The sequence below is a fragment of the Mycobacterium sp. TH-M82 genome, from assembly GCF_057473605.1.
Map to the genome: position 1 here is coordinate 1 of NZ_JBYCKY010000798.1, position 3,557 is coordinate 3,557.

At 68.7% G+C, this 3,557-nt stretch carries 3 protein-coding genes and 1 pseudogene; all 4 read left to right on the plus strand.

Annotated features, from left to right (window positions below; genetic code table 11):
* On the plus strand, positions 1-500 hold a 500-nt coding region (locus AC2VON_RS23585), incomplete at its 5' end, for a hydantoinase B/oxoprolinase family protein (protein WP_486955017.1).
* 47 nt (positions 501-547) lie between these two features.
* Entirely contained in the window at positions 548-1,492 is a 945-nt protein-coding gene (locus AC2VON_RS23590; RefSeq protein WP_486955018.1) for an ABC transporter substrate-binding protein, read from the plus strand.
* Positions 1,493-1,560: 68 nt separating this feature from the next.
* Positions 1,561-3,246, plus strand: coding sequence for an amidohydrolase (locus tag AC2VON_RS23595; protein WP_486955019.1), 1,686 nt, complete (start codon positions 1,561-1,563; stop codon positions 3,244-3,246).
* 53 nt (positions 3,247-3,299) lie between these two features.
* Positions 3,300-3,557, plus strand: a pseudogene (locus AC2VON_RS23600) (aminoglycoside N-acetyltransferase AAC(2')-Ic); the annotation flags it as partial.

The window sequence follows — 3,557 nt, forward strand, 5'->3', positions numbered from 1 at the left end:
GCGCGCTCGGGGTGCAGGCCGAAGGCTCCGGAACGATGAACAACGTCACCTTCGGCAACCGGCACCACCAGTACTACGAGACGATCGGGTCGGGTTCGGGCGCCGGTGACGGCTTCGCCGGAGCCTCGGCTGTGCAGACCCACATGACGAACTCCCGGCTCACCGACCCCGAAGTCATCGAAATGCGCTTCCCGGTGCTGTTGCGCGAGTTCGCGATCCGGCGCGGCAGTGGCGGCACCGGACACTGGCGCGGCGGCGACGGCGCCGTCCGCCGGATCGAGTTCACCGCACCGATGACTGTGAGCACGCTGTCGAGTCACCGCAGCGTCGCGCCGTACGGCATGGCCGGCGGGTCGCCCGGAAGGCTGGGGCACAACCGCGTGGAACGCGCCGACGGCAGCGTGGTTGAACTGGCCGGATGCGATTCGGCCGAGGTCGCGCGCGGCGACGTGCTTGTCATCGAAACCCCCGGCGGCGGCGGGTATGGCAGCCCGACCTGAAATGCCGGCACTTCTCGGGCGGCGGTGCCAGCGGTTAGTATCCCGCGATGCGACAACAGTGCAGCCGGCGCGGCTTTCTCGGCCTCACCGGGGCGGTGGCGCTGCTGGCAACCGCGGGATGCTCGTCGGAGAACCCCGACGACACGTCGGCGGACAAGCCGGTCACGATCGCCCACCTTTTCGGCGAGACCACCATCGCCGAACCACCCAAGCGGGTGGTCTGCGCTGGTTATACCGGTCAGGACGACCTGCTCGCGGTGGGTGTGGTGCCGATCGCGGTGACCAACTGGTTCGGCGACCAGCCGTTCGCCGTGTGGCCCTGGGCCCAGTCCAAACTCGGCGACGCGAAGCCGGTTGTGCTCAACCTGGACGACGGGATACCGGTCAAGCAGATCGCCGAACTCAAACCGGATCTGATCGTGGCGACGAACGCCGGGGTGGACGCCGAAACCTACCAGGAGCTGTCGGCGATCGCCCCGACCCTGCCGCAGTCAGACGGCGACGCTTTCTTCGAACCGTGGAAAATCCAGGCCACGGTCATCGCCCGGGCGGTCTTCCAAGCCCAGCAGATGCAGTCGCTGATCGACGGTGTGGACGGTAAATTCGCCGACGTCGCGACAGATCACCCCGCCTTCAAAGACAAGACGGTGCTGCTGCTGCAGGGCAGCCTTGACCACGGCAACGTGGGCGTCACCAGGGGCTGGCGCACCGAGTTCCTGACCCAGATGGGGCTGGCCGTCGCCGATCAGCCGGCCCTGATCGGCCACGACCAGATCAAGACGGCGCTCGGCGCCGTCGACGTTGTGATCTGGGCCACCGAAAGCGACGACGAGAAGAATTCCCTGCTGGCCGACCCGGACATCGCCGCCATGCAACGCCGCAGCGTCTTCACCACCAAGGATCAGGCCGGGGCGATAGCGTTCGGATCCCCGCTGAGCTACCCGCTGGTGGCCGATCAACTGCCCGCCCTGATCGCCGGAATCGTCGGCTAACGTTCGGGTAGCGTTCGCGAGATGGAGCCTGCCGCGGACCTGGTTGAAGCGATCCGGGGCGACGTCAGATGACGCCCACCGTGCTGGCAGCGAATCTGGTGCACACCATGGATCCGGGCCGGCCGACTGCCGAGGCGGTCGCCGTCGCGGCGGGACGCATCGTCGCGGTGGGTTCGCGTCGGGAGGTGCTCGCCCAGGTCGGCGCGGGTGCGCCGATATCGAACCTCGACGGCGTGCTGCTGCCCGGCTTCATCGACGCCCACCATCACTTCTGCCAGGCTGCGCTCGACCGCCGCACACCTGGACTGCACCTACCGCCCGGTTCGTCGATCATCGACCTGCAGGAGCAGATAACGGCTGCGCGACAACGCACGCCGGGCAGTGGCTGGTTGCGGTTGCAGGCCTACGACCCGATGAAACTGGTAGAACGGCGGTCGCCGACCGCCGCGGAACTCGACGAAGTCTGCTCCGACCGGCCGCTGCTGGTGGCGGCCTACTCCTGGCACGAGGGTGTGCTGAACACGGCTGGGCTCGCCGCGATGGGCTGGCAACCCAACAGCCCCGACCCACTACACGGCGCGTTGTCTCGCCGTCGTGGCCGCCTCACCGGCGAGGTCCTCGAAGCGGCATTCTTCCTGGCGGAGGCAACTTCTCGAGGCAGCCTGCTCGAGAACGCCGGAGACGCCTGGATCGCCGAAGCGCAGGCACACGGACGCGAGCTGCTGGCGCACGGAATCGTCCGGGTGGGCGACGCCGCCGTTCCGCCGGTATTCGACCCGCTCTACGACCGGGCCGCAGAGGCCGCGATGCTTGGCGTCACCGTGCACCGGATGCCGGTCGCGGAGCGATCATTTCTGGAACCGCGGACCGCCGGCGGCCGCAGAACCGGCGACGGGCCGGCGGGCGCGCCGACCGGGCCGGCGAAGCTGTTCCTCGACGGCGCCGACCGATGCGCGATGTGCATGTCTGGGCTGCAGCTGGCCACGATGATCGGGCTGACGCTGCATCGTGCCGTGACCGGCGGCGGGCTGGCGGCGCTGCGCGCAAACATGCGGATCGGCCGGATCCGGCTGGTGGGCACGCAGTTCAGGGTCGGAACACCGTTCTTCGAACCCGATGGGCTCCGCGACGCAATGCGCTCTGCCGCCGCACACGGAAACCAGATAGCCGTCCACGCCCTGGGCAATTGGGCGGTCGAACGTGCCTGCGACGCACTGAAGCTGGTCAGTGAAGTCCACGATCGGCCAGGGCACCCGCGGTTGGAGCACACCATGCTGCTCACCGCCGGCACCGAAAAGCGCATCGCGGACTGCGGCGCCGTCGCCGTGGTCCAGCCGTACTTCCTGCGTGAGATAGGCGACCAGCTACTCCAACGGGGGCTGCCCGGGGGAATCGGCGTCAAACCACTGGCCACACTGGCCGATGCCGGTGTACGGCTGGCCGGCAGCTCGGACTATCCGGTAGCCGGCTACGACGTGCTGCACGCGATCCGCGCCGCAGTCACCCGGGAAACACCGTCTGGCACCCGACTACAGCCGAGCGAGGCGATCTCCGTCAACGCCGCACTCGCCGCCTACACCAGCGGCGGCGCTGCCGCGCTCGGAGTCGAACACGACACCGGGACCCTCACCGAAGGAAAAATCGCCGATCTGGTTCTGCTCAGTGCCGACCCGCTGGAAGTCGAGCCGACCCGACTGCAGGACATCTCGGTGCGGGCCACCTGGCGAGACGGCGCCCGGGTCTACCAAAGATAATGTGGGCGTGTGGGCGTGTGGGTGCGGTGCCCGCAACCTGGTAGACCGGGGGTGTGTCCACCCAGGTCCACACCGCCCGCCTGGTCCACACCGCCGATCTGGACGCCGAGACTCGGCACGACGCCCGTCAGATGGTCGTGGCGGCCTACGCCGGAGCGTTCGGCGACATCGACTGGCAGCATGCCCTGGGTGGCATGCACGCGCTCATCTGGCGACACGGCGCGCTCATCGCGCACGGCGCGGTGGTGCAGCGCCGCCTGCTCTACCGGGGCAGGTCGCTGCGGTGCGGTTACGTCGAAGCGGTTGCTGTG

Bases quoted from the DNA above. Each gene is read 5' to 3' on its own strand.
- AC2VON_RS23590 (WP_486955018.1), top strand. From the start codon at position 548: ATGCGACAACAGTGCAGCCGGCGCGGCTTTCTCGGCCTCACCGGGGCG.
- AC2VON_RS23595 (WP_486955019.1), top strand. From the start codon at position 1,561: ATGACGCCCACCGTGCTGGCAGCGAATCTGGTGCACACCATGGATCCG.